Consider the following 22,061-nt stretch of genomic DNA (forward strand, 5'->3'; position numbering starts at 1 on the left):
ATGAGTAACACAGACACGAGCGACTCGCTCATCACGACGGACGTAGAGACCGGATCGAACGACCGAACCGCACCATCGAATCGGACCGCGGTCGCCGCTCGCGACCTCAACGTCTTCTACGGCGATGAACAGGCGATCGACGACGTGTCGATCGAGATCCCGGAAAAGCGGGTGACGGCCCTCATCGGCCCGTCCGGCTGTGGCAAATCGACGTTCCTCCGGTGTATCAACCGGATGAACGACATGATCGACGTCTGTCGCGTCGAGGGCGACGTCACCTTCGGCGGGAAGAACGTGTACGACGCCGACGTCGACCCCGTCGCGCTGCGACGGAAGATCGGGATGGTGTTCCAGAAGCCGAACCCGTTCCCGAAATCGATCCGCGACAACGTCGCGTACGGGCTGAAGATCCAGGGATTCGACGGGGACGTCGACGCCCGCGTCGAGGAGTCGCTGAAGGGCGCCGCGCTGTGGGACGAAGTCAAAGACCAGCTCGACTCTTCGGGGCTCGATCTCTCCGGAGGGCAACAACAGCGCCTCTGTATCGCTCGGGCGATCGCGCCCGACCCGGAGGTCATCCTGATGGACGAGCCGACCTCGGCGCTCGACCCCGTCGCGGCCTCGAAGATCGAGGACCTCATCGACGACCTCGCCGAGGAGTACACCGTCATCATCGTCACGCACAACATGCAGCAGGCGGCGCGGATCTCCGACCGCACGGCGGTGTTCCTCACCGGCGGGCAGCTCGTCGAGTACGACGACACGACGAAGATCTTCGAGGACCCGGAAGAACAGCGCGTCGAGGACTACATCACGGGGAAGTTCGGATAGATGCCTCGGGAGAACTACCAGGAGCAGCTCGACGAGCTGCGGGCCGACGTGGTCGCGATGGGCGATCTGGTCCTCGATCGCTACGAGACCGCGCTCCGCGCGGCCGAGACGGGCGACGACGACCTCGCCGACGAAGTGATCGGCGGCGACCACGTCGTCAACGACCGGTACCTCGAACTAGAAGAGGCGTGCACGGAACTGCTCGCGCTCCAACAGCCCGTGGCCGGGGATCTCCGGCTGGTGACGGCCTCGTTCAAGATCATCACCGACCTCGAACGCGTCGCCGACCTCGCGACGAACATCGCCGAGTACGGCGGCGAGGACGGCGGGATCCATCCGGCCGTCGACTTCCGCGGACTCGGCGACGCGGCCGGCGAGATGGTTGCGGACGCAGTCGCCGCCTACGAGGCGTCCGACCCGGACGCCTGTCGAGGGATCGACGTCCGCGACGACGACCTCGACGAGCGATGTCGACGAGCCAGCGAGGCGGTCATCCGGAGTCTGCTCGAAGCCGACCGCGCTCGCGCCGCGACGAACGGGACGGCAGAGCCGGAGCCGGACCATCTGGCCGACGCGCTCGACGACGTCTCGCGCGCCCTGCTGGCGGTCCGCGACCTCGAACGCGTCGGGGACCACGGGGTCAACATCGCCGCCCGAACGCTGTACATGATCGAGAGCGACGACGAGCTGATCTACTGATCCGGCGGCCGAAACCACGATTCACCAATGACGACACCAACCGACGCGGCTGACGAGACGGCGACTGATGAGAAGATCACGCTCACGTTCATGTGCGTCCGCAACGCCGGCCGGAGCCAGATGGCGACGGCGTTCGCGGAGCGCGAGCGCGACCGGCGCGGCCTCGGCGACCGCGTCACGATCGTGACCGGTGGCACCATGCCCGCAGATAGCGTCCACGACGTGGTCGTCGAGGCGCTCGCGGAGGTCGACCTCGACGTGAACGGCCGCGAGCCGCAGCACGTCTCCGAGGAGACGCTCGCCGACTCCGACTTCGTCGCCACGATGGGCTGTTCGACCTTGGAGCTCGACGGCGTCGACACCGACGACTGGGACCTCGACGATCCGGGCGAGCGCCCGATCGAGGAGGTCCGTCCGATCCGCGACGAGATCGAACGGCGCGTGATCGCGCTCTTCGACGAGCGGTTCGGCGCGCCGGACGACGAGTAGCCGGCGCGTCGGTCGGTATTGGGGCCGCGACGTGCGGCCTCAATCTTGCGCCACTCGGTCTGCCGGCAGCCCTTTATAAACAGTCGCCGGCGTGGTACCCGTTTTCTCGTCCCCTCTCGCACCGCCTCGCACTATCCCGCACCGCCCCGCACCGCCGGAAGACGGTCCTGCTCGCTCACTTCGTTCGCTGCGCGGGCTGCGACTTCCGTGCTCCCGCTCGCGCCGCTCGCGGGACCGCGCCTCACGCCTCCCCAGCCTCGCCGCTGGCGCTTATAAGCGCCAGCGGCTCCCTCGCGCTCTCGCCGCCGTCGCTTCGCGCCGGCGAGCGAGGAGCGCGCCACCGCGGATCAATTTATAGCTTATCGTCTGTCTATTCCCTTCACCGCCGCCGGCCGTGCTGCTCGCTGTAACGTCGGGACCGACCGCCGTCGCGGGGCACGGTTTTTAAGCCCGGTGCGTGCCGACGGCGAGTACGTATGCTCGTCGTCGTCTCCGACACCCATTCGCGCGAAGAGTCGAAGCTTCAGGGACGGACCGCCGAGGCGGTCCGTGAGGCCGAACTGGTCGTTCACGTGGGCGACTTCTACCGGGAACCAGTCCTCGACGCCTTCGAGTCGGCTTCGCGGGCCCTCCGAGGCGTGTACGGCAACAACGACGACGCGATGATCCGCGAGCGGCTGCCCGAGGTTCGGACCGTCGAGTACGCCGGCGTCCGCTTCGCGGTCACCCACCGTCACCGCAGCGGCGACACCGGGCTGGTGATGCTCGGCCGCGGTCGCGACGCCGACGCCGTGATCTGCGGGCACACTCACCGACCGCGGTTCGACGACTCGACCGGCCTCCCCATCCTGAATCCGGGGAGCCACGCGGAACCGCGCGGGAACCGCCCGGCGCACGCCGAACTGGAACCGGCGTCGGGCGCCGGCGACGAGAGCGAGCAAGCGGACTCGAACCCCGATGCGGGGCTCGACGGCCGACTCGTCACGCCCGCCGGCGAAGTCTTCGAGGAGTTCCGGATCCGGCCCTGACGCGGGGGGTCGGGACGGCGGTGCCACTGAGTACGTCGCCGACGCGCGGGGAGCGTTCGAAAATGGGGCGGCCGGCGGCCGCCGGGCGGAGGGCCGAAGCGGGAGCATTGAACGCTTGCGTCGGCGGGAGCTTATACCCGGCTTACGCACAAACGCGCGTTTTAGTTATCGCCGCTGCCGCGTCGAATTGCGGGCAGACCGGAGGGTGAGACGGTGGGACGACCGCGCTGCCGAAACGCATAACCCCGTTCCGACGGATTCGAGTGTATGCTCCCGGTCCAACCGTTGTTCGTCGTCCTTCTCGTCGGTTTGCTCGGACTCTTCTTCTTCGGGTTCTTGCTCGTCCGGCGTACGCTCACCGGACTGCGCGAAGGGTACGAAGACGGGCAACAGTAACATGGTCGTCGCTACGGTCGCCACCCTCGTCGTCGCCGGCGTCGCGAGTCTCTTTATGGCGTGGTCGATCGGGGCCGGCTCCTCGGGATCGACTCCGTTCGCGCCGGCCGTCGGCGCGAACGCCATCTCCGTGATGCGCGCGGGGCTCGTCGTCGGGGTGCTCGGGCTGCTCGGTGCGATCTTACAGGGCGCGAACGTGACGGAGGCCGTCGGCACGGAGCTGATCGGCGGCGTGACGCTCACGGCCGGCGCGGCCATCGTCGCGCTGATCACCGCGGCCGTCCTCGTCGCGATCGGCGTCTTCGCCGGCTATCCGATCGCGACCGCGTTCACGGTCACCGGCGCGGTCGTCGGCGTCGGACTCGCGATGGGCGGCGACCCCGCCTGGCCGAAGTACGTCGAGATCATGACGCTGTGGGTGCTCACCCCGTTCGTCGGCGGCGGCGTCGCTTACGCGGTCGCTCGGAGCCTGCTCGGTGATCGGCTCCCGGAACGCGCACTCACCGCCGGACTGGCCGGCATCGTGGGCGCGATCGTCGCGAACGTCGGGTTCGCGCTGCTCGGCCCCGAGGGCGAACAGGCCTCGATCTCGACGGCGCTCGGCCCCGGGCTCGGCGTCGGCGAGGCCGGCGCACTCGCGGTCACGGTCGCGATCGCGGCGCTCGTCGCGATCGCGGTGTACGCCGACCTCGGACGCGACCGCGCGGGCGCACAGCGACGTTTCCTCCTCGCGATGGGCGGGCTCGTCGCCTTCTCGGCCGGCGGCTCGCAGGTCGGTCTCGCCATCGGCCCGCTGGTCCCGATCTTCAGCGACGTCGGCGTCCCGCTCTGGGCGCTGCTCGTCGGTGGCGGCGCCGGCCTGCTGGCGGGCTCGTGGACCGGCGCCCCTCGGATGATCAAAGCGATCGCGCAGGACTACGCCTCGATGGGCCCGCGGCGCTCGATCGCCGCGCTCATCCCCTCGTTCGCGATCGCGCAGATCGCCGTCGCCTTCGGGATCCCGGTCTCGTTCAACGAGATCATCGTCTCGGCGATCGTCGGCGCCGGCTACGCTGCGGGCGACGCCGGCGTGAGCCGGGCGAAGATGGGATACACCGTGTTCGCGTGGGTCGCGTCGCTCGTCGGATCCTTCGTGCTCGGGTTCGGCATCTACTCGGCGGTTCAGCTGGTCGTGTGATTCGACTGGTCTTGTAACCCTCGGCCGCACCAGTCGTGGCGGCCATGGCGGCCCCACCGGTCGCGACAGTCGCGACAGCCGTGACGATCGCCGTTACTCCTCGGGATACGTCGGGAGTCGACCGGAGCGCGCGCTCCCGTCGACGAAGGGGAGGTCGGCGGGGATCGCTGCGGTCTCGTCGCCGTCAACGCGCACGGAGAGCCCGTCGAGAGCGGCGTCGAATCGGACGAGCGCCAGTGCGATCGGATCGCCTGATGCGGGACCGACCGCGGCGCGCGTCACCTCGCCGATCGCCTCGTCGCCGGCGAAGACCGCCGCACCGGGCGTCGGCAGGATCTCGTCGTAGCCCTCCGGGTCGGCGTCACCGTCGATTTCCGCGACGGCGTCCGCGAGCCCGGTGAGTTCGAGCCCGACCAGTCGGCGGCTCGGCCGTCCCCGGTTCTCGACGCGGGAGACGACCTCTTGACCGACGTAACACCCCTTCTCGAAGTCGAGGGCGTTGCGCAGTCCGAGGACGTTCGGCACCGTTCCCGCCAACTCGTACTCGAAGAGGGGCGTGCCCGCCTCGAGCGAGAGCGCGTCCCACGTCCGGTAGCCGAACGGGGCCGCGTTGAGCCCGCGGTTGATCAGCGTGTCGAACACCTGCTCGGCGTCGTCGGCCGCGCAGACGACCTCGTACCCCTCCTCGCCGAGGGGCGCGTCGCTGGCGATGACGGTGACGCCGGCGTCGACCATCGACCCGCGGACGAACGAGAGGGGCGCCTCCGGGGCGCCCGGACCGCCGAGCACCGACGCGACCTTCTCGGTCGATTTGGGGCCGTGAACGCCGAACACGCCGAAATCGCTCGATACGTCCTCGATTTCGACGTCTTGGATGAACACCTTGCTCGCCCAGTCTTCGGCGACCGCTTCAGTCCGCTCCGGCGGGAGGAAGACGAGCAGCCTCTCGGCGGCGTTGTACACGTACATATCCGTCTCGATGGCACCCTGTGGATCGAGCAGCAGGGCGTACACGCCCTGTCCGTCTTCGCTCGGGACGCGGTTCGAGACGGCGTTGTCGACGAACTCGACGCGGTCCTCGCCCGTCACGGCGAGCACGCCGTAGCCCATCTCGATCGTGCCGACGACGTTACGGACCGCCTTCCCGACGCGCTCGGGCTTCCCGTAGTGATCGACCACCCGACGGCCGCCGCGGTCGCGGTACACCGCGCCGTGGGCGCCGTGGGTGCCGGAGACCAGAGTCATACTCGTACGGAATCCCGGGAGCGCCAAAAGGTCGCTGGCTTCGGCGGCGCTACAGTCCGAGCCGATCGCGGACGGCGTCGACGAGCCCCCCGGGGGCCGCGTCGGTCTGCTCGTCGGGGTCGGGGACGACCCGGTCGTGCGGGTAGACGCGGACGCGCTCTTGGCTCTCGACGGTGATGAGCGAGTCGGCTTTCAACGCCGAGAGGGCCTCCTCGATGGCGTCGATGTCGGCGTCGACGGCCGCCCGCAGCTCCAGTACCGTCATGCCCTCGTCGCCGCGGTCGACGAGTGCGTCCAACAGCGCGACCTCGACGTCGGGCCGGTCGCGGTATTCCGGCTTTGCGGCCATACTCACCACTTGGAGAGGACGGGGTTTACTTCTACCGGCGATCGGAATCGACGAAGGAGGCTGCTACAGACCGGACTCAGCGAACGAGCCGCGAACAGGAGCCACAGAGGTTCTCCTCTTTCACGTCGACCTCGCGGACGGTGGGCGAAAAGGACATGACGCACTTGCTGTTGTCGCAGTGTTCTAACCCGAGCGTGTGACCGATCTCATGGACGACCTCTTTGCGGACTCGGTCCGCGAACACGTCGACGGCGGGCTTCGTCGAGACGCCGCCGTCCGACGAGGTCCGGAGCCGATGCGTCGAGATGACGGAGCCGTTGCCGTTCAGGTACGCGAGCCCGAACACGTAGTTCCGGCGGCGGTAGTACAGGTCCCGCGGCGTGATGCCGATGTTCTTCTCGCCGCCGCCCACGCGACTGACGGTCTCGATGAGGTCCTCGGCGCGGTACTGATCGCGCCCCTCGTCGTAGGCGGTTTCGGGGATCGGCTGGTCGTCGTGGACCGTGACGTCGCAGTCGTAGACCGAACGGAGCGCGGCGGAGGCCTCCCGTTTCACGCGTGGGGGAACTTCTCCGACTGGGACGATGTCCACGAGCATGGAACGGCTTTTGACCGCCGCGGTCATAAAGCCCGCGCCGTGGTTTCATCGTCCCGTCGTGTCCTCGTCCCGGAACTTGCCAGCCACGATCGACTGCTCGAAGTCGGCGTCGGGAACCGCCCGGGCGTCGCGAGCGCGCTCGCCGAGCGCGGAGCGGACGTCGTCGCGATCGACGTCGATGTCGGCGAGCGGACGCGGCGCGCGGCGCGGGCGCACTCGGTGTCCGCGGACGCTGACGAGGGATCGCTCCGTGCGATCGAGGCCGATGTGTTCGCGCTCGACGAAGCGGACGACGCGGGAATCAACGCCGGAGCCGACGCGAGAGTCGACGCGGTGTACGCCCTCAACCTCCCGGCCGAGCTGCAACGGCCGACGGCGGCGCTCGCAGCGCGGCTCGACGCCGACTGCCTGTTCACCACGCTCGGGTTCGAGGAGCCGGTCGTCCCCGTCGACCGACGGTCGCTGTCGGGGGCCACGTTGTACGTCGTCCGCGACCGGAAGGGTCGCGGGCCCGGCTCGCGGTGACCGCTGCGCTCCGGCGGCATCGCCCGCGAACCCGAACGTTCTTTCCCACCGCCGTCGGCCTACGGGTATGCAGGTCGACGCAGTCGTTCTCGACATCGACGGCGTGTTGGTCGACGTCGCGGACTCCTACCGGCGGGCGATCATCGAGTCCGTCGACCGAGTGTGTGGCAAGACGATCGACCGGGACGCGATCCAGGCGTTCAAAGACGCCGGCGGATTCAACAACGACTGGGAGCTGACCGACGCGGCCGCCCTCTTCGTGTTAGCGCGCCGCGAGGGCCTCCGGATGAACGTGTCGGAGTTCACCGACCGCGTCGCCGACGGCGGCGGCGGGCTCGAAGCCGCGAAGGCCGTGGTCAGCGACCTTCCGCGCGTCGCACAGGCCCGCGTCCGCGACCAGTGGGACACCGACCGGCTCCGAGACACCTTTCAGGCGCTGTACCTCGGCGCGGAGCTGTACCGCGAGCTTGAGGGCGGTACGCCGCCGTTCGATGCCCCGGGGTACATCCACGACGAGCCGACGCTCGTTGACCCCGAGACGATCGCTGACCTGACCGAGCGGTTCGACGTCGGTGTGTTGACGGGGCGGCCCGCGGCGGAGGCGGAGATCGCCTTAGCGCGCGTCGGTCTCGACGTCCCGGACGCGCACCGCTTCACGATGGACGACTGGGAGGAGGGCAAGCCGCACCCGCGGGCGCTCGTGACGCTCGCGGAGCGCTTCGACGCCGAGACCGTCGCCTTCGTCGGTGACACCCTCGACGACGTGCGGACCGCCCGCAACGCGGACGCCGCTGACGAGGCTCGCGTGTACTACGGGGTCGGCGTGCTCACCGGAGGGCTGACCGGCGAGGACGGTCGTCGGTCCTTCGTCGACGCCGGCGCCGACGTCGTCGTCGACGACGTGAACGAACTCGTCGAGCTGTTGGCGTAAGCGGCGTTTGGAGCGCACGCGCCCGCCGGTCGACCGGGACGAGGAATTCCTACAACTGATAACTGTCCCAGCAGGTACATAAGGCATAACGAGATATCTGCACCCAACCACGCTCCGGAACGCGGCGGCGAACGGTGGCCTGTGCGGCGCGCGTGCGGGTGGGTTCGCATCGGTTCCGGACGGTGGTGGACGATACTCATGAACACAGACTCTCTCTTCAACACGGACGACCGTGCGGTGAGCCCCGTTATCGGGGTCATCCTCATGGTCGCGATCACAGTCATCCTCGCGGCCGTCATCGGCACGTTCGTGCTCGGTCTCGGCGACTCGCTCGGGGACAATCAGCCGACGGCACAGCTGAGCGTCGACATCGACGAGTCGACGAACACCACGACGATCGAGCACAACGGCGGCGACTCGATCGACTCGGACTCGCTTAGAGTGGTCTTCACGAGCGACAGTAGCAGTACGGTCCGCGGTGAGGCAACGATCGGAGATCGGCTCTCTGTCGGTGACTCAGTAGCAAACCAGTCAACGAGCGATACGAACGAAATCGGCAGCGGCGAAGAAGTGCGCATCCGCGTCATCCACCAGCCGAGCGACTCGATCCTCCTCGATCGAACTATCGAGATTGCTGACGGATTCCAGTACGAGACTGACCCGAACTTCGCGTAGTCGACGTCGCTAATTTCCTTTTTAATAGATCCTGCGCCACGTCACCAACCAGAGGTACAACATGGGCCTTGCCGGATTTGAACCGGCGATCACTCCGTTATGAGCGGAGGGCTTTAAGCCAGACTAAGCTAAAGGCCCGTGTTCCGGCGTACTCGCGACGAACCCTTTAGCGTACCGAATTCGCCCGATCGCTGGGCGGTGATCGAGACGATCAACAGCAAGGCCGAAGCTACGAAGGTAGGAAACAGAGAGGCGCCGAAGCCAGGACTCGAACCTGGGACCGCCTCGTTAACAGCGAGGCGCTCTACCAACTGAGCTACTTCGGCTCGATTCAGCGTACTCGATTCGTTTTGATAGGGCTTTCGTTTCCGCCCGCCCCGAGTGCGATCAGTTCACGCATGTCGCGATCGCCCCCGCGGCGTCCCCGGATCGCTCCCGGACAGTCTCCGGGCCCCCTCGATATCGTCTCTCGGTGATCTTCGGCGCGTCGGATCCGCGCCGGCACCGACACGTTTTCGGCCGGACCGGGTGAATCTCGGCCATGAACGATCTCGAGGCGGTGCTGTCGCGCGTCCGCGACCGGGTCATCCCCGACCCCGCGGAGCGCGAGCGCCTGCGGACGGTCGCGGCGGCGCTCACGGAGCGAACCCGCGAGGCGATCGCCGACCTACCCGTCGAGGCCGACGTGGTGCAGGTGGGGTCGACCGCCCGCGGCACGTGGGTCGCCGGCGATCGCGACATCGATCTGTTCGTCCGCTTCGACGCCGACCTCGACAGAGAGCAGTTGGAGGAGTACGGGCTCGCGGTCGGCCACGCGGTCCTCCCGGACGGCCACGAGGAGTACGCCGAACACCCGTACGTGAAGGGGACCTACGAGGGGTTCGACGTCGATCTCGTCCCCTGTCACGACGTCGAGACCGCGAGCGCGCTCGTCTCGGCGGTCGACCGCACTCCGTTTCACGACGCGTACCTCTCCGCCCGGCTCGACGACGACCTCTCTGACGACGTGGTGATCGCGAAGGCGTTTTTAAAAGGAATCGGAGCGTACGGGAGCGACCTCCGGACCGAGGGATTCTCCGGATACCTGACCGAGCTGCTCGTCGTGGAGCTCGGCGGGTTCGTCCCCCTCGTCGAGTCCGTCCGAAGCTGGCACCCGCCCGTGGAGTTCGATCCGGAGGGACACGCCGAGCGGACGTTCGAGGACCCGCTCGTCGTCGTCGATCCGACTGACCCGACGCGGAACGTCGCCGCCGTCCTCTCGGCGGCGAATCTCGCCCGGTTCCAGCACTATGCTCGCGAACTGCTCGCGGCTCCCAGCGAGAGTCTGTTCGACCCCGTCGAATTGGAACCGCTGGGATCGGCGGAGGTCCGCGATCACCTCGACCGACGGGGGACGACACCCGTGGCCGTCGTTTTCGACGCTCCGGACCTCGTCGACGATCAGCTGTGGCCGCAGCTCCGCCGCTCGCTCGACGGAGTCGTTCGCGGACTGAACGGACACGGGTTCGACGTGCTCCGCGCGCAAGCGATGGTCGGCGACGGGGGAGACGACCCCCCGCGCGCGGCGCTGTACGCTGAGTTGGAGGTGGCGGAGCGGCCGGTCGTCGAACGCCACGAGGGACCGCCCGTCGCGGTCCGGAAACACGCCGCGAGCTTCTACGAGTCGTACGCTGACGACGTCAGCCCGGAGACGTACGGCCCGTTCATCGACGGCGACCGGTATGTCGTCGAGCGCGAGCGCGAGTTTACCACGGTCCGTGAGTTCCTCGAAAGCGACGCGGCGAGCGACGTCGCGCTCGGTGCGCAGGTCGAGCGTCAGTTCGGCGATCGCGACGTACTCGTCGGCGATGCCGTCGCGACGCTCGCCGACGCGTTCGGGCGGCCCCTCCGCGAGTTCTACGAACCGTATCCGTGAGCGGCGCTCGGTAGGACCGCCTACGAAAGGCGGTTCGAGAGGACGTAGACGGCGACGACGATCCCGACGAGCACAAGCCCGACGGCCGACAGGAACGCCGCGGCCCGCGCGAACACCAGCCAGAGGGCGATATAAAACGAGAAGGCGAACGCCAGAAGCCCGACGAGCACGACTCCTCGGGTCGGGTTCTGGACCGCGGCGACGAAGACGCGTTGCGGCAATGAGAGTTCGCTAAAATCGATCGGCTGATCGGCGTCGCCGATCGCGTCGCTCGCGTCAACGGCAGTGTCGGTGGCGTCATCGGTGTCGGTGTCGCCATCGGTGTCGCTGTCGGTGTCGGTGTCGCCGTCGGTGGCGGCGGGACCACCTGTCTCGACGACCTCATCGGCGGTTGCGCCGGCTCGACGTTCGGCTTCGTCCGTCACGCGAGCCGGTACGCACCAGAGGGGCCTGTACCTGTCGTTCACGGAGACGAATTCGATTTCGAACCGTCAGAGGAGGCCGGCGACGACGGACGCGATCCGCCCCACCGCTACGGTGCCGAGAAGAAATGCACCCAGTGCGAGCGCGAGGTTCACGGCCGCGAACCCGGCGGCGACTCGCGTGTCTCCGTCGGCCGCGGTCGACACGGTCTCGACCGCGAACGAGGAGAACGTGGTGAACGCGCCGCAAACGCCGACCGCGACGAACAGGGCGGCGTTCGCTCCGATCGGTGCCGAGAGAACCGCGCCGAGCGCGAGGCTTCCGAGCGTGTTGACGACGACGACGGAGCGTCGTCCTGCGATACGGAGACCGACGGCGTGTCGAGCCATGGCGCCGACGGCGCCCCCGACCCCGACGAGGGCCGCCGCGAGTACCGGGTCCGTCACAGTCGCCTCCCGGCGACGAGCCCAACGGTCGCGGCCGCGAACCCGACGACGTAGCTCGCGGCGACGTATCTCGCTCCCGCCGCCGTGCCGAGCGCAACGGTGTCGCCGACGAACGTGCTGTAGGTCGTGAACGAGGAGAGGGCGCCCGTCCCCACGAACAGCTGCGTGCGGGTCGTCGTCGCCCGAGCGACCAGGACCCCGAGTGCGAACGAGCCGACGGCGTTCACGGTGAACGTACCGAGACCGGTCACGTCCCCGGCCGCGACGTCGACTCCGTACCTCGCGACCGCCCCGACGAACCCGCCGAGCGCGACGAGCAGAAACCCGATCGGAGTCCGTTCCATGCGAACCGATCGGTGGCCGTTATCTTTTGTGTTGGGAATCGACCGACTCGTCCGGAGCGGTACCGACCATGCGGCTGGCGCGCGGACTCCCGCCCCCGTGTGGCGTCCGCCGTTCCCGGACGCGGACCGTGTGTGCCTCCTCCGTCGCGTCGTCGACGACGAGCGCCTCGCCGGTGCCGGTCGGGAGCCGCGACGCGAGGTCGCCGGCGAGGTACGTCGCCTCGGCCTCTGCGAGTCTGTCGACGTCCCGCTCGGCAGTGAGCCGGTGAGCGATCAGCAGGTCCGACTGCGAGACGGCGACGCTCGGGACGGCGCTGGGGCGCTGGGTCGCACAGACCAGCGAGACTCCGGGAGCGCGCCCGCGCGTGAGAAGGGTCCGGAGCGCCGGGTCGGCGACGCCGTCGAAGAACGCGTGCGCCTCGTCGACGAGCAGCCACGGAAGTCGGTCGAGACGCCCGTCGACACACGCGTCGTAGAGCCCGCGGGCGACCGCCCGCACGACCGCGGCGGCCGCGGCTTCCGGAACGCCGGCGAGATCGAGAACCGTCGGGGCGCCGTCGGCCGCGAACGACGCGACGGGCGGCGCGGACGCATCGAAAACCCCCCACGACTCGGCCAGTCGGAGGTGGTTCGCGACCGCGCGCCGGGTGGTCGGCGGCGCGTCCGATTCAGACGCACGATCTCGGATCTCCGCGAGCGATGGCGACGGCGACGACTGAGCGGACGAGTCGTCTGCGGGAGGTCGAACGGACGACGCGCCTGTCGCGTCGTTCGCGTCTGTCGCGTCTGTCGCGTCTGCCGCCTCTGTCGCGTCGGCAACAGTGCGCCAGAGTAGGCTTCCCGGCCCCCCGGACGGATTGAGTCCGACGAGTTCGGGCCACGCCGCCGGCGAGATTGCCGCCGGACGAACTTGCGGTTCGACCACGCCTCCGCCGGCTGACCGGAGCCCCCCGAAGACGCCCATCGGGTCGACCACGACCGGTGAGACCCCGCGAGCGTCGGCGAGTCCCTCGGCGAGCACGCCGAGCGTGTAGGACTTTCCCGTTCCCCGCTTTCCGAAGACGACGCCCGCGTGCGGACCGTCGGCGTCGATTCCCAGCGCAGCGCCTTCGCTTCCGTCACGGGCGAGGAACGAGCCGAGCCGCACGGTCGGAAGCCGGTCACCGGCCGCGTCCGTCTCCCCTGCCTCAGCGCTTGTCTGGCGACCGAGCACGTGCATATCGGGGGTGGGCCCGATATCGCACAAAAAGGTCGGGGCACTCACCGCGCCGCTGACCGGCCGATCGTCCGCCCGACCCTTTATCAGTGATGCCGCGGCCAGCGGGCGTATGTTCGATTCGATGCGGGAGCCGAACCCGACACGAAACGCGCACACCGCGAACCGCCGCTCATTTCGTGCCGATCGACGCGCGATCGAGGGATTACCGGTCAGGCTGGTCATCGCCTTGGTCGTCGGGGTCGCGAGCCTCAGCGTGATGATGGGAATGATCGGGAACATCGACGGGCTCGCCTCGACGGAACTCGACGCGCAGCCGCAGCCCGAAGTGACGACGCCGGGTCAACAGTCGCTGGACGTCGCGGTCGTCGATCCGGACGGCGCCCGCGTCACGGACGCGACGGTGATCGTCCGGAGCGGCTCGGCACAGATCGACGGCGTCGCCACCGCGCGGACGAACAGCGAGGGGGTCGCGAGCGTCGACGTCACTCCGGAACTCGGTCCGAACCAGCCGGACGGAACGCTGTCGATCGACGTGAAACCGCCCGCCGGCGGTGACTACGTCGACGATCGCGAGAACACGGACGTGCTCGTCGTCGCGGAGTGACGGAGAGTCGGTTGCAAGAACCGGTTGGACGGCAACGGAGCCGATCGAGCGCTTAGAGTCGGTCGTCCCAGTCGATCCACTCCTGTTCCCACCCGTGCTTCGCGAAGTGGCCCTGTTCGGCGCGCTCGGCGTCCTCGCGACGCGTTCGATTCCGCTCCACGCCGGCCTGTTCCCCGTCGACGAGCATCGGCCGGAGGCCGACCGGCCCGGCGGTTTCGACGGTCACGAAGCCGGGGGGCGCCTCGTCGGGCGGGGAATCGACACCGGTGGCGGGGGACTCGACGGTGTCGGACTCGATCGCAGCGATAGTCTGTGTCGTCGTGCCGCGGGGGTAGACGATCCGACCCCCGTCTGCAAGCTGTTCTCTGAGCGCGCGCGGCGGTTCGACGACGGCCGCTTCGAGCAGGATCCGATCGTACGGCGCGTACTCCGGGAGGCCGTTCGCTCCGTCGCGGCGATCGACGAGAACCGCGTCGTATCCGGCGGCCGAGAGGTTCGAGCGCGCGGTCGACACCGCCTCACGGTCGATGTCGACCGCGTGAACGTGTCGCGCGCCGGCGATTTCGGCGAGCATCGCGACGGAGTAGCCGACGCCGGCACCGACGACCAAGACTTCGTCACCTTCGTCGGCGGCCAGCGCCGTGAGCAATCGCACGACTATCGCCGGCGCGAGGGCGCGCGCGTCGGCCTCGCTGCTCGCGCCGGTCGCGTACGGAGCGTCGTCGACGAACGCGTCTCGCGGGACGCGTTTGAGAGCCGTGAGCACCGACGCGCCCAGCGGCTCGCCGATCTGGTGTTCGAGCCCTTCGATCATGTCGGCTCGAAGCGATGCCTCGTCCATGGCCGAGTTCGGTGCTCGGTCCTCTAAAACCGCGCGGTCGTCGCGCCGGAGGCGAACTCACCGCATCGGGACGAAACGGACGCCGCCGTGATCCTCGCGATCGATCCCGCCGGCGCGGACCGTCAACCGGACGAGACGCTGTCCGCTCCGGTCGCCCACCCCGCGCAGACCGTCCAGCAGACCGCCGCCGTCCGCCGGGGCGACCGGGGCGACGACGTGGCCGCCCGGACGCACTCGATCGAGAACCGGATCGGGGACCGAACCGGGGGCGGCGCACGTGAGATAGGCGGCGTCGAACGGCGCCTCGTCGCCGAACGCGGTTCGACCGTCGCCCGCCCGAACGACGACGTCGTAGCCGAGCCGGCGGAGGCGGTGGCGGGCGGCGGTCGCCAGTTCCGGGACGTACTCGACTGAGTACACGTTCCCCGGGCCGACGATTTCGGCGACGACCGCCGCGTGGTAGCCGCAGCCCGTGCCGACCTCGAACACCCGATCACCGGCGTCGACGTCGAGGAGATCGGTCATGATCGCGACCATGTGCGGTGCGCTGATCGTCTGTCCGTGGCCGATCGGAAGCGGACGATCCGCGTACGCCTGCTCGCGGTCCCCTTCCGGGACGAACTCGTGGCGCGGCACCGAACCGATCGCCGACAGCGTTCGCTCGTCCACGTCGTGTCGACTGCGGAGCGTCTCGACGAGGTCTCGTCGGGCGGCCGCGTACTGGCCGTCTTCCATGTGGTATGCTAGCGAACTAATAGTAGAGAAAGTACCGGTGATCGCTGTGAAAGCGAGGGGGACGCGCGAACACCGCGGAGGGACGGTGGAAAAGTGGTCGGTCGTCGGTGAAAGAGGAGAGCGATCGGCGGGGACCGGACCGTCGGCGGGGCGTCCCGCCGACGTCATCGATCGGGACTGGCCGCGCTACTCGACGTCGATTCGGTGGCCGTCGTCCGGGTCGGTCTCCGTCTCCTTGGGGAGCATGACGGTCAACACGCCGTTCTGGAACGTCGCGGTGGCGTCGGATTCGATGACGGACGCGGGGAGGTCGACGGACCGAGTGACGGACTCGTGGCGTCGTTCGCGGCGGAGGTAGCGTCGGTCGCTGTCCTCGTGTTCGGTGGCGTGTTCGGCGCTGATCGTGAGCCGGCCGTCGGTGGCGCGAACGTCGATGTCCTCGCGGTCGTAGCCGGGGAGGTCGGCCATCACGACGAACTCGTCGTCGTACTCGGCGACGTCGACGTCGGTGGTCCGGAGGTCACGACCCCACGCGCGATCGCCACGGAACGGGGTGCGGCCGAAGAACTGCTCGATTTCGTCGAATGGGTTCGTTCTGTTCATAATTCTCGCCAGTATAGAGGCGCGCTGAGGTATTAAACGCAGCAGAATAGTTGTTATCTCGCCGCACACACCCACAGAACGCGGTTCTCGTCTCAGAGTCAGAGTCGGTCATTCCGAGCGTTGATCGCCTGCGATCGCCTGTGACCGGCCTCGATCGGTCTCTATTGGCCTTGATCGATCCCGGGCCGGTTTCGGACCAACTCCGGGACAGCTCTGGCGCCGCTCTCACTCAGCTCACGTCGATGCTGTGTCCGGTCGCGTCCGTCGCCGACCGCTTCGGGAGCGTGACAGTGAGCACGCCCACATCGTAGGAGGCGCTTGCACCGTCGCGCTCGACCGACGCCGGGATGGGAACGCGCCGCGAGACCGCGCGGGTACGTCGCTCCCGACGGTGATACCGGACGTCACCGTCGGGATCGGACGCCGCGTCGTCGGTTGCAGCGTCCGCGTCGTCCTCGGTGTCATCGAACTCGCCGTCGGCGTCGGCGCCCTCGTCGGTGTCCTCGCCGATGGAGACCTCGCTTTCCGTTTCGTGGGTCGCCGCGATCAACAGCGCGTCGTCCCGGAGTTCAACCTCGATCTCGTCCTCGTCGAATCCGGGGAGATCGGCGACCACGGTGACCGTCTCGTCGTCTTCGAACACGTCGACCGCGAGATCGCGTGTGCCCGGAAGCTCCGGGGTATCGAGCGTGCTACCGAGCGCTTCGAACTCTCGGCCCATCCGTTCGAGCAGGGTCTCGATCTCGGTGAAAGGGTCACGTCGTGTCATGCAATCTATAATTCGGCGCGAGGGAACTTGAACGTACGGGCGATCGGGGGCAGCGATCGAGGAGGGATCCGCGAGGCGGTCGACGCAGGTCCCGCTCGTCAAGCGGGGATACTCACAGGAAAGGCCGCCAGTAGTACGGACTGACGAACCCCTCGATGAGGCCGGCGACCGCGAGCAGGAGTCCGAGGCTCACCAGGACCCAGAAGGCGTTCTCCAGGGCGTCGGCGAACGCCGCTCGGCTCGACCGGCCGCGGAGGGTCCGCCAAGAGACGATCCCGAGGTGGACCCCGAGCGCCCCGGACACGAACAGCGCGGGGATCTCGAGAATTCCGTGGGGGGCGACGAACGCGAGCAGCGCGAGCATGTTCTCCTCTAACGCGGCGGTGGCGCCGAGCGCGAGCCCGTTGAACGCGATCGACGACAGCGCCGGAACCCCGAGCGCGACGCCGCTGAGCGAGGTCGCGATCGCGACCGACCAGTTGTTTCCGAAGAAGTTCAGCGCGGCGGCGGGCGCGACGTGTCCGACCAATCGCGACTCGATCGACGTCGTGACCGCGCCGACGAACGGATCGACGGCGAGCCAGCCGAGCGCGCCGAAGCCGACACCGACGACGACCGTCAGCGCGTGAAGCCCCGGGGTCCGGCGGACGAACGCGAGCAGTTCGCGCCAGCCGCGGCGGACGCCGCCGACGAACTGATCGCGGAGTCGGGCGTCGGTCGGTCCGACGGGATCGACCGCGCCGCGGTGACTGCCGTACAACACGGTTTTGAGGAGGTCGAGCGCGGGCGCGACGACGACGGCGCTGACGAGTGCGACGATCGCGCCGCCGCCGAGGAACGCGAGCCCGGACGCGACCGATGAGATCGCGACGAGAACCCCGATCGCGACGACGAGGTAGGCGGCCGCGTCGGCGGGGTTGGATCGGACGAACCCGGCGGCGCCGGAGAGCGACCCCACCACGTTCGCGTCGTCGACGACGACTGCCGACGGAGCGAACGCGAAGAGGACGCGGACGACGAGCAGCGCGACGAACCCGACGAGGAGGACGGCGAGCGCGGCCGCGGCCCCGACGAACGGGTTGACCGCGAACCCGACCGCGACGGCGGCGGACCCGAGGAGGAACACGCCGATCCACAGCAGGACCTCGGCGACGTACAGGCCCAAGAACGTGAGCCACCGGTCTCGGACGCCCGCGATGCCCGCGGTGAGCCCCCGCTCGCTCCGAAGGCGAGCGACGACGGCGGACATCTGCCCGGCGGAGACCGCGGCGTACGCCAAGACCGCGAGAACGATCGTCGCGACCGTCCCGGCGGTGATCAACAGCAGCGCCGTCGGCGAGGCGAGCGGTTCCAACGCCGGCGCGACGCTTTCGGCCCACGCCTGCACCGCCTCGGGATCCTGGCTGTCCGGCGGCGTCAGCTCCAACTCCGCCAACGCCGCCCGGGCGTCAGCGAGCCGGCCGGTGACTTCGAAGTGGAGGTACACGCCAGCGAGCGCGACGAAGAGTCCGAGACGGGCGATGACGGGGACGGCCATGCCGAGGAAATAAAACGGGATCAGGTCGGCGGGGCGCCGCCGGAGGGTCGATACCGTGACGGTGACGGCAGATGACAGATCCATGCGACGACGTTCGGTCGTCTGATACTTAATGAATCCGAGGGTGCGGGCTCACTCAGGAGGCGACGCCCCCTCGCTGCTGCCGCGCTCCGCCATCATCTCGGCGGCGCGGCCCGCCCACCCCGAGTACCGGAACCCGACGGCGACGACGAGCGCCATCCACCCGTACGCGAGGAACACGCCGACGTACGCGCCGTCCGGACCGAGCGCGACCGTGCGCCCGAGCAGCCACGAGGCGCCCAGAAAGAAGCCGAACATGCCCGACACCCGAGCGACGAGCGGGATCCGCGTCTCGCTCGCGCCCTGCAGCGAGCCGGAGAGCGCCGAGAAGCAGGCGAGCGCGGCGCCGGCCACCCCGTACACGCGCGCGCGAAGTCGACGGCGTATCGGATCGTCGGCGCGTCGTCGGTGAACAGCGGGACGAGACGCGGCGCGAGGGCGACGAGCGCGAGCCCGATGGCCCCGACCGTGAGCACGCCGAGCCCGGCGACGGCCCACCCGTTGAACCGCGCTTCCTCCGGGTCGCCGGCCCCGAGCGCTTGGCCGACGAGCACTGACGCCGCGACGTTGTAGCCCCGCGAGAGCGGTCCGGTCACCTGCTGGTACACCCGCCGTCCGATCTGGAAGCCGGCGTTGACCGCCTCGCCGAAACCCAAGAGGAGGGCGTTGAACGGGAACTCCGCGAGCTCCGAGCCGAACCCCTCGGCCACCCGCGGCGCGCTCACTCGAAGCAGCTGTCGCGCGATCGTGAGGTCCCGAGGGCGCGCGAAGTTGGCCTCGGTCCACGATCCCCAGATCGCGACGCACAGCAGCCCGGCCGTGAGGACGTTGGCGCCGGCGGTCGCGAGAGCGACGCCGACGACCTCCAGTCGGGGGAAGCCGAACAGCCCGAGTCCGAGCACGATCGAGCCGGCGATGTTCACGGAGTTGGCGGCGACGTTGACGTACATCGGCGTTCGGGTGTCGCCGGTCCCCTGTAGCGCGCGGGCGCCGACGAGCGCGACGTGGCGCGCGGGAGCGGTCGCGAACACGATCGCGAGGTACGTCGACCCGAGCGCGACGACCGCCGGCGGCGTCTCCTGCCCGACGAACCGGCCGAACACGTCGATAGCCTGCTCGCCGAGGAACGCGCCGAAGAGGACGAACGGAATCCCCGCGAGCAGTCCGACGAGGATCGCCTGCGTCACCGCCTCGTCGCGCGTGTCGGTCGCACCCGCGCCGGTGTCCTGCGAGGAGAGCGCGATCGCGCCGCCGCCGAGTCCGAGGCCGATCCGAAGCGGGAACCGCGCGTACAGGTCCGCCAGCCCGATCGCGACGACCGCGGCCGGCGAGAACAGCGCGGTCACGAGGATGTCCGTCGTCCGCATCGCGGTGCGAAACGTCTGTTCGGCCATCACCGGCCACGCGAGCGCGAAGACCCGCTTCCAGACGCGTCGCAGCCGCGGGAAGTCCATGTGTCACCCGAGACGGTCGGTCGGGCTTTTTAAGTACCGGAGCCGGCCGTCGCCGCCGGAGGTGTCGGAGGTACCGAATGCGCCGGAGAGTCCGAAGATGCCGGCGGCAGCGGCGCAGTGCGCCCGAATCTTAATACGTGTTACCGCCTCACATGATATATGGACGTGTTCGTGTACGGGACGCTCACCGAACCGGACCGAGTCGCCGAGGTGCTCGACTCGTTCGTGTTCGTCGGGCCGGCGACGCTGACCGGGCTCCGGCTGGTCAAGGGGCGGTATCCGACGCTCGCGCCGGTCGACGGGGCGACCGCCGGGGACGATCGAACGGTCGCCGAGACGGCCGGACGGCTGCTCCGTACCGAAGCGATCGACGCCCTCGACGAGTACGAGCGCGTCGACGACGAACTGTACCGGCGAGTTACCGTTCCGCTCGACGCACCGGACGCGCCGGACGCGCCGGACGCGTCCGACCGCCATCCCGACGAGGCCGCGGTGTACATCGGGGACCCGAACCGGCTCGACGCGGACGCGACGTGGCCGGGTGACGGCGGGTTCGACGAGCGGGTGGTGGCGCACCTCGATCGGTCGGACGTTCGGGTGCGACTGACCCCCTGAACACCCGTCTGACGGAGCGATGACGGCGTCGCAGTCTGTCGGTTTCACTTTCACTCCGCTAGCCCTACCTTTTTGTATTCGGCCCGTTTCAATTGACGTGCACGTCACACGCGTGCATTCCCCCCTTTCCGAAACGGCGAGCCACCGGTATGTTGCCCGCCGGGCCGTCTCCGCCACAAACCGATCCGGACCGGAACCGATTAGCGGTCGGCGCGGCGAACACGGCGTATGATAACGCTCTCTGACGTTCGCGAGGCGCGCGAGCGGGTCGCGGGCGTCGCGCGGCACACGCCCCTGGAACGGTCACGGACCTTCTCCGAGATGAGCGGGGCGGACGTTCACCTCAAGCTGGAGAACTTCCAGCGCACCGGCGCGTTCAAGATCCGCGGCGCGATGAACCGGATCGCCACGCTCTCGGAGTCGGAGCGGGAGGCCGGCGTCGTCACCGCGAGCGCGGGCAACCACGCGCAGGGGGTCGCGCTGGCGGCCGACCGCGCCGGCGTCGACGCCACGGTCGTGATGCCGCGGTTCGCGCCCGTCTCGAAGGTGAAAGCCACCCGCGGGTACGGCGCGAGCGTCCGGTTAGAGGGCGTCGACTACGACGAGGCGCAGGCGTACGCCCACCAGCTGGAGCGCGAGGAGGGGCGGACGTACGTCCACGCCTTCGACGACCCGTTCGTGATGGCCGGGCAGGGGACGATCGGGTTGGAGATCGTCGACGACTGCCCCGACCTCGACACCGTCGTCGTCCCGATCGGCGGCGGCGGGCTCATCTCCGGGATCGCCGTCGCGATCAAAGAGCAACTGCCCGACGTGCGAGTCGTCGGCGTGCAGGCGGAAGGCGCCGCCTCGGCCGCGAAATCGCTGGCGGCGGGCGAGGTGTGTGAGATCGACAGCGTCGACACGATCGCCGACGGGATCGCGACGCGGTCGGTCGGCGAACAGACGCTCGACGTCATGGCCGAGTACGTCGACGAGGTCGTCGCCGTCGACGACCGCGAGATCGCCTTAGCGCTCACGCTCCTCTTGGAGCGATCGAAGACGCTCGTCGAGGGCGCGGGCGCGGTCGCGCTCGCGGCCGTCCTCTCGGAGGCGTTCGAGTACGACGACGACGAGACGATCGTGGCCGCGCTCTGCGGCGGGAACATCGACCTCAACCGCCTCGGCACCGTGGTCCGGCGCGGCCTCGTCCAGATGGGCCGGTACCTCAAGATCACGATCGATTTAAAAGACCGGCCGGGCGAACTGGAGCGCGTCTCCAGCATCGTCGCGCGCACCGGCGCGAACGTGTACGCGGTCCACCACGACCGCACCTCCCGGGACGTGGCCGTCAACGCCGCCGAACTCGAACTCGAATTAGAGACCGACGACGCCGAACACGCCGCCGACATCGTCGACGCCCTCGAAGCCGACGGCTACGTGGTCGAGGTCCTGTCGTAGGACGCGGCGACGGCTGTTTATAAGTGAACGAGCGGTTGGCGCGCTCCGGTGAGCGCCTGATAAAGGCGCGAATCCGAGCGCGAGGGAGTCGG

The 22,061-nt window shown here is 69.0% G+C and carries 25 protein-coding genes, 2 tRNA genes and 1 pseudogene; 13 read left to right on the forward strand and 15 right to left on the reverse strand.

Translation table 11 applies throughout. The annotated features are described in order from the left end of the window. From pstB to C461_RS14785, 6 genes are all read left to right on the forward strand, one after another. Positions 1-831: a phosphate ABC transporter ATP-binding protein PstB gene (gene pstB / locus C461_RS14765; RefSeq protein WP_008002623.1), complete on the forward strand. Its 831-nt coding sequence runs from the start codon at positions 1-3 to the stop codon at positions 829-831. After that, the gene (locus tag C461_RS14770) at positions 832-1,530 is read left to right on the forward strand and encodes a phosphate signaling complex PhoU family protein (protein ID WP_008002625.1); all 699 of its coding nucleotides are present in this window, start codon (positions 832-834) and stop codon (positions 1,528-1,530) included. 27 nt (positions 1,531-1,557) lie between these two features. Continuing rightward, entirely contained in the window at positions 1,558-2,019 is a 462-nt protein-coding gene (locus C461_RS14775; protein WP_008002627.1) for an arsenate-mycothiol transferase ArsC, read from the forward strand. A gap of 476 nt (positions 2,020-2,495) precedes the next feature. Then, on the forward strand, positions 2,496-3,047 hold the full coding sequence (locus C461_RS14780; protein WP_008002629.1) for a metallophosphoesterase: 552 nt from the start codon (positions 2,496-2,498) through the stop codon (positions 3,045-3,047). 267 nt (positions 3,048-3,314) lie between these two features. After that, positions 3,315-3,443, forward strand: a complete 129-nt coding sequence (locus C461_RS16230) for a DUF7859 family protein (protein ID WP_008002631.1) — start codon at positions 3,315-3,317, stop codon at positions 3,441-3,443. A 1-nt stretch (position 3,444) separates the two neighbouring features. Continuing rightward, the gene (locus tag C461_RS14785; RefSeq protein WP_008002632.1) at positions 3,445-4,620 is read left to right on the forward strand and encodes an inorganic phosphate transporter; all 1,176 of its coding nucleotides are present in this window, start codon (positions 3,445-3,447) and stop codon (positions 4,618-4,620) included. Positions 4,621-4,713: 93 nt separating this feature from the next. Here the strand turns inward: C461_RS14785 and ygfZ are convergent, their stop codons facing one another. The 3 genes from ygfZ to C461_RS14800 all read right to left on the reverse strand — a co-directional run bounded on the left by ygfZ (position 4,714) and on the right by C461_RS14800 (position 6,812). After that, positions 4,714-5,865, reverse strand: a complete 1,152-nt coding sequence (ygfZ, locus tag C461_RS14790; RefSeq protein ID WP_008002634.1) for a CAF17-like 4Fe-4S cluster assembly/insertion protein YgfZ — start codon at positions 5,863-5,865, stop codon at positions 4,714-4,716. 49 nt (positions 5,866-5,914) lie between these two features. Next, positions 5,915-6,214: a DUF6432 family protein gene (locus tag C461_RS14795; RefSeq protein WP_008002636.1), complete on the reverse strand. Its 300-nt coding sequence runs from the start codon at positions 6,212-6,214 to the stop codon at positions 5,915-5,917. 76 nt (positions 6,215-6,290) lie between these two features. Further along, a complete protein-coding gene (locus tag C461_RS14800) occupies positions 6,291-6,812 on the reverse strand; it encodes an archaemetzincin family Zn-dependent metalloprotease (RefSeq protein WP_008002638.1) in 522 nt (173 codons plus the stop codon). A gap of 39 nt (positions 6,813-6,851) precedes the next feature. On the opposite strand from C461_RS14800, the gene C461_RS14805 reads away from it, so the two are divergent. From C461_RS14805 to C461_RS14815, 3 genes are all read left to right on the forward strand, one after another. Then, the gene (locus tag C461_RS14805; RefSeq protein ID WP_008002640.1) at positions 6,852-7,337 is read left to right on the forward strand and encodes a UPF0146 family protein; all 486 of its coding nucleotides are present in this window, start codon (positions 6,852-6,854) and stop codon (positions 7,335-7,337) included. A 67-nt stretch (positions 7,338-7,404) separates the two neighbouring features. Further along, positions 7,405-8,268: a TIGR01548 family HAD-type hydrolase gene (locus C461_RS14810; RefSeq protein ID WP_008002641.1), complete on the forward strand. Its 864-nt coding sequence runs from the start codon at positions 7,405-7,407 to the stop codon at positions 8,266-8,268. 198 nt (positions 8,269-8,466) lie between these two features. Beyond that, entirely contained in the window at positions 8,467-8,943 is a 477-nt protein-coding gene (locus C461_RS14815; protein ID WP_008002642.1) for a type IV pilin, read from the forward strand. A 62-nt stretch (positions 8,944-9,005) separates the two neighbouring features. On the opposite strand, the gene C461_RS14820 is transcribed toward C461_RS14815, so the two are convergent. Both C461_RS14820 and C461_RS14825 read right to left on the reverse strand, forming a co-directional pair. Beyond that, positions 9,006-9,081 (reverse strand) — tRNA-Ile (locus tag C461_RS14820). Positions 9,082-9,196: 115 nt separating this feature from the next. Then, positions 9,197-9,269, reverse strand: a tRNA-Asn gene (locus C461_RS14825). A 215-nt stretch (positions 9,270-9,484) separates the two neighbouring features. Between C461_RS14825 and cca the strand changes: the two genes are divergently transcribed. Then, complete coding sequence (gene cca / locus C461_RS14830; RefSeq protein ID WP_008002643.1) at positions 9,485-10,858, forward strand: CCA tRNA nucleotidyltransferase; 1,374 nt, start codon at positions 9,485-9,487, stop codon at positions 10,856-10,858. 20 nt (positions 10,859-10,878) lie between these two features. Here the strand turns inward: cca and C461_RS16135 are convergent, their stop codons facing one another. The 4 genes from C461_RS16135 to C461_RS14850 form a co-directional block, all read right to left on the reverse strand. After that, positions 10,879-11,283: a hypothetical protein gene (locus C461_RS16135; RefSeq protein WP_008002644.1), complete on the reverse strand. Its 405-nt coding sequence runs from the start codon at positions 11,281-11,283 to the stop codon at positions 10,879-10,881. Positions 11,284-11,349: 66 nt separating this feature from the next. Next, the gene (locus C461_RS14840) at positions 11,350-11,727 is read right to left on the reverse strand and encodes a fluoride efflux transporter FluC (RefSeq protein WP_008002645.1); all 378 of its coding nucleotides are present in this window, start codon (positions 11,725-11,727) and stop codon (positions 11,350-11,352) included. Then, positions 11,724-12,071, reverse strand: a complete 348-nt coding sequence (locus C461_RS14845; protein ID WP_008002646.1) for a fluoride efflux transporter FluC — start codon at positions 12,069-12,071, stop codon at positions 11,724-11,726. The genes C461_RS14840 and C461_RS14845 overlap by 4 nt, the downstream gene beginning before the upstream one ends. A gap of 19 nt (positions 12,072-12,090) precedes the next feature. After that, positions 12,091-13,290, reverse strand: coding sequence for an ATP-binding protein (locus C461_RS14850; RefSeq protein WP_008002647.1), 1,200 nt, complete (start codon positions 13,288-13,290; stop codon positions 12,091-12,093). A 121-nt stretch (positions 13,291-13,411) separates the two neighbouring features. Here C461_RS14850 and C461_RS14855 point away from each other — a divergent pair, with 121 nt between their 5' ends. Further along, the gene (locus C461_RS14855) at positions 13,412-13,894 is read left to right on the forward strand and encodes a DUF7382 domain-containing protein (protein ID WP_049906750.1); all 483 of its coding nucleotides are present in this window, start codon (positions 13,412-13,414) and stop codon (positions 13,892-13,894) included. A 52-nt stretch (positions 13,895-13,946) separates the two neighbouring features. Here C461_RS14855 and C461_RS14860 read toward each other — a convergent pair whose 3' ends face one another. The 6 genes and pseudogenes from C461_RS14860 to C461_RS14885 all read right to left on the reverse strand — a co-directional run bounded on the left by C461_RS14860 (position 13,947) and on the right by C461_RS14885 (position 19,914). Continuing rightward, on the reverse strand, positions 13,947-14,735 hold the full coding sequence (locus C461_RS14860) for a protein-L-isoaspartate O-methyltransferase family protein (RefSeq protein ID WP_008002649.1): 789 nt from the start codon (positions 14,733-14,735) through the stop codon (positions 13,947-13,949). Between the two features lie 57 nt (positions 14,736-14,792). Beyond that, a complete protein-coding gene (pcm, locus tag C461_RS14865; protein WP_008002651.1) occupies positions 14,793-15,470 on the reverse strand; it encodes a protein-L-isoaspartate O-methyltransferase in 678 nt (225 codons plus the stop codon). A 186-nt stretch (positions 15,471-15,656) separates the two neighbouring features. Beyond that, the gene (locus tag C461_RS14870; RefSeq protein ID WP_008002653.1) at positions 15,657-16,073 is read right to left on the reverse strand and encodes an Hsp20/alpha crystallin family protein; all 417 of its coding nucleotides are present in this window, start codon (positions 16,071-16,073) and stop codon (positions 15,657-15,659) included. A 229-nt stretch (positions 16,074-16,302) separates the two neighbouring features. Continuing rightward, positions 16,303-16,842: an Hsp20/alpha crystallin family protein gene (locus C461_RS14875; RefSeq protein WP_008002654.1), complete on the reverse strand. Its 540-nt coding sequence runs from the start codon at positions 16,840-16,842 to the stop codon at positions 16,303-16,305. A 112-nt stretch (positions 16,843-16,954) separates the two neighbouring features. Next, positions 16,955-18,463 (reverse strand): stage II sporulation protein M, encoded by a 1,509-nt coding sequence (locus C461_RS14880; RefSeq protein WP_008002655.1) that lies wholly within the window; start codon positions 18,461-18,463, stop codon positions 16,955-16,957. Positions 18,464-18,511: 48 nt separating this feature from the next. Beyond that, positions 18,512-19,914, reverse strand: a pseudogene (locus C461_RS14885) (MATE family efflux transporter). Positions 19,915-20,073: 159 nt separating this feature from the next. On the opposite strand from C461_RS14885, the gene C461_RS14890 reads away from it, so the two are divergent. Continuing rightward, complete coding sequence (locus C461_RS14890) at positions 20,074-20,529, forward strand: gamma-glutamylcyclotransferase family protein (protein ID WP_008002656.1); 456 nt, start codon at positions 20,074-20,076, stop codon at positions 20,527-20,529. Positions 20,530-20,757: 228 nt separating this feature from the next. Beyond that, positions 20,758-21,969, forward strand: coding sequence for a threonine ammonia-lyase (ilvA, locus tag C461_RS14895; protein ID WP_008002657.1), 1,212 nt, complete (start codon positions 20,758-20,760; stop codon positions 21,967-21,969). Positions 21,970-22,061 lie beyond the last annotated feature (92 nt).

Origin of the sequence: Halorubrum aidingense JCM 13560, assembly GCF_000336995.1 — an archaeon.
Classification (GTDB): Archaea; Halobacteriota; Halobacteria; order Halobacteriales; family Haloferacaceae; genus Halorubrum; species Halorubrum aidingense.

Excerpts from the sequence above, each read along its gene's own strand:
- pstB (WP_008002623.1), top strand. The coding sequence starts at position 1 with ATGAGTAACACAGACACGAGCGACTCGCTCATCACGACGGACGTAGAG.
- C461_RS14770 (WP_008002625.1), top strand. The coding sequence starts at position 832 with ATGCCTCGGGAGAACTACCAGGAGCAGCTCGACGAGCTGCGGGCCGAC.
- C461_RS14775 (WP_008002627.1), top strand. The coding sequence starts at position 1,558 with ATGACGACACCAACCGACGCGGCTGACGAGACGGCGACTGATGAGAAG.
- C461_RS14780 (WP_008002629.1), top strand. The coding sequence starts at position 2,496 with ATGCTCGTCGTCGTCTCCGACACCCATTCGCGCGAAGAGTCGAAGCTT.
- C461_RS16230 (WP_008002631.1), top strand. The coding sequence starts at position 3,315 with ATGCTCCCGGTCCAACCGTTGTTCGTCGTCCTTCTCGTCGGTTTGCTC.
- C461_RS14785 (WP_008002632.1), top strand. The coding sequence starts at position 3,445 with ATGGTCGTCGCTACGGTCGCCACCCTCGTCGTCGCCGGCGTCGCGAGT.
- ygfZ (WP_008002634.1), bottom strand. The coding sequence starts at position 5,865 with ATGACTCTGGTCTCCGGCACCCACGGCGCCCACGGCGCGGTGTACCGC.
- C461_RS14795 (WP_008002636.1), bottom strand. The coding sequence starts at position 6,214 with ATGGCCGCAAAGCCGGAATACCGCGACCGGCCCGACGTCGAGGTCGCG.
- C461_RS14800 (WP_008002638.1), bottom strand. The coding sequence starts at position 6,812 with ATGCTCGTGGACATCGTCCCAGTCGGAGAAGTTCCCCCACGCGTGAAA.
- C461_RS14810 (WP_008002641.1), top strand. The coding sequence starts at position 7,405 with ATGCAGGTCGACGCAGTCGTTCTCGACATCGACGGCGTGTTGGTCGAC.
- C461_RS14815 (WP_008002642.1), top strand. The coding sequence starts at position 8,467 with ATGAACACAGACTCTCTCTTCAACACGGACGACCGTGCGGTGAGCCCC.
- cca (WP_008002643.1), top strand. The coding sequence starts at position 9,485 with ATGAACGATCTCGAGGCGGTGCTGTCGCGCGTCCGCGACCGGGTCATC.
- C461_RS14845 (WP_008002646.1), bottom strand. The coding sequence starts at position 12,071 with ATGGAACGGACTCCGATCGGGTTTCTGCTCGTCGCGCTCGGCGGGTTC.
- C461_RS14850 (WP_008002647.1), bottom strand. The coding sequence starts at position 13,290 with ATGCACGTGCTCGGTCGCCAGACAAGCGCTGAGGCAGGGGAGACGGAC.
- C461_RS14855 (WP_049906750.1), top strand. The coding sequence starts at position 13,412 with ATGCGGGAGCCGAACCCGACACGAAACGCGCACACCGCGAACCGCCGC.
- C461_RS14860 (WP_008002649.1), bottom strand. The coding sequence starts at position 14,735 with ATGGACGAGGCATCGCTTCGAGCCGACATGATCGAAGGGCTCGAACAC.
- pcm (WP_008002651.1), bottom strand. The coding sequence starts at position 15,470 with ATGGAAGACGGCCAGTACGCGGCCGCCCGACGAGACCTCGTCGAGACG.
- C461_RS14870 (WP_008002653.1), bottom strand. The coding sequence starts at position 16,073 with ATGAACAGAACGAACCCATTCGACGAAATCGAGCAGTTCTTCGGCCGC.
- C461_RS14875 (WP_008002654.1), bottom strand. The coding sequence starts at position 16,842 with ATGACACGACGTGACCCTTTCACCGAGATCGAGACCCTGCTCGAACGG.
- C461_RS14880 (WP_008002655.1), bottom strand. The coding sequence starts at position 18,463 with ATGGATCTGTCATCTGCCGTCACCGTCACGGTATCGACCCTCCGGCGG.
- C461_RS14890 (WP_008002656.1), top strand. The coding sequence starts at position 20,074 with ATGGACGTGTTCGTGTACGGGACGCTCACCGAACCGGACCGAGTCGCC.
- ilvA (WP_008002657.1), top strand. The coding sequence starts at position 20,758 with ATGATAACGCTCTCTGACGTTCGCGAGGCGCGCGAGCGGGTCGCGGGC.